General features: G+C 69.0%; 1 pseudogene. It reads right to left on the bottom strand.

Features of this window, described 5'->3' with window-relative positions:
• Nucleotides 1-93: 93 nt before the first annotated feature.
• Nucleotides 94-1,336 (bottom strand): annotated as a pseudogene (locus tag ACIRQP_RS42455) (IS4 family transposase).
• Nucleotides 1,337-1,378: the final 42 nt, after the last annotated feature.

Genomic DNA, 1,378 nt, shown 5'->3' with positions numbered 1-1,378 from the left:
TCGGTTCGTTTGAGTGCCCAGTTGGACATTTTGCGTTTGATGACGCGGGGGTTGGATCGTAACCGTCGTGGTTCCAGGAGGCGTTCGGTGATTTCACGCAGGGTCTGGGTCAGTGCCCGGGTGAAACGGGAGGGGGGAAAGCCCCGCCTGGCCGGTGGTCTGCCGGCGGACGACGCGCAGGGTGCGGATGAAGGACATCCGGTCCGGATCCTCTCTCTCCAGCTGGGCCGCCTGGTGCATGAGGTCGCGCAGCGCGTGGTGCACGAGGAGGAACGCGAAGATCTCCTGCTCCACCCCGGCCGGATGCTGGGAGCGCAGGACGAAGCGGGGCCCGCCCAGGTGGGTCTTGATCTCATCGAGGGTCGTCTCGATCTCCCAGCGCTCGGCGTAGAGCGCGGCCAGCTCGGCCGCGGGTGCGGCGGCCGGGTCCAGGAGAGTGGTGACCAGACGGTAGACGGCGGCGTCCTTCCCGCGGGGGCCCAGGGTGTATTCGATGACCCGGACCGGCGCCGGGTCGGCCCGCCGGTTCTTGTCCCGGGCGGCAACGATCTGCGACAGGTACGAACCATCGGGCAGCGCGGTCACCACAGGCAGGACCGCGTTGCTCCTGACCCGCCACAGCGGGTGAGCACCGGTCGCCGCGGCTGCCCGCCACAGGTCGAAGCCGTAAAAGCCCCGGTCTGCCAGGAGCAGCATTCCCCTGGTCAGCGACGGGAACAGGCGGCGGGCCAGGACCCTCTCGTGCACGTCCAGCGGGCCGACTTCGGCCGCGAACACGGCATGGGTGCCGCACTCGGCCAGGGCCACGGCCCTGGCCTGCGGATACGCGCTCCTGCCCTGGCCACGCCCCGTTCCCGGCCGCCCGAAGAAGGCGGCGTTCGCCTGCGTATCGGGAAGGTCGAAGGTCGTCCCGTCCACCGACACCAGCCGCAGACCCCGAAACCACGCTCCCCGGCGTCGCCGGGAGGGCCACGGGCCGGCAGACCCGGGCGAACAACGCCTTCACCGGTTCCGCCCCCAGCCGGAGCCGGGCCCGTCCGATCGCCCCGCTGGTAGGCACCCGCCACGTCTTCGACCAGCGGCGTTCCCGTTCCAGGCCCTGCGTGAGAAGCCGTCCGACCTCCTCATATCCCTGCCCCGAGAACAGGCACATCGCCAGCACGAAATACACCACCACCCTCGCGGGAAGCAGGCGTTGACGCTGCTCAGTCCGTCCACACCCCGCCACCACCTCATCCACCAGCTCCGGCGGAAACGCACGCGTGAGCACTCCCAGGGCAATACGATCCGAAAACCGATCACCCTCAACTGCCTTCAACTGTCCTGGCCTTGGCACACCCACTCAACGAGCCAGCACCAGCAAAGTCACCGGTATTGC

The sequence above is a fragment of the Streptomyces sp. NPDC102274 genome, assembly GCF_044766385.1.
In the GTDB taxonomy this organism is placed as follows: domain Bacteria; phylum Actinomycetota; class Actinomycetes; order Streptomycetales; family Streptomycetaceae; genus Streptomyces.
The sequence above is the reverse complement of the archived record's forward strand: the minus strand, read 5'-3'. Positions and strand labels throughout refer to the sequence as shown.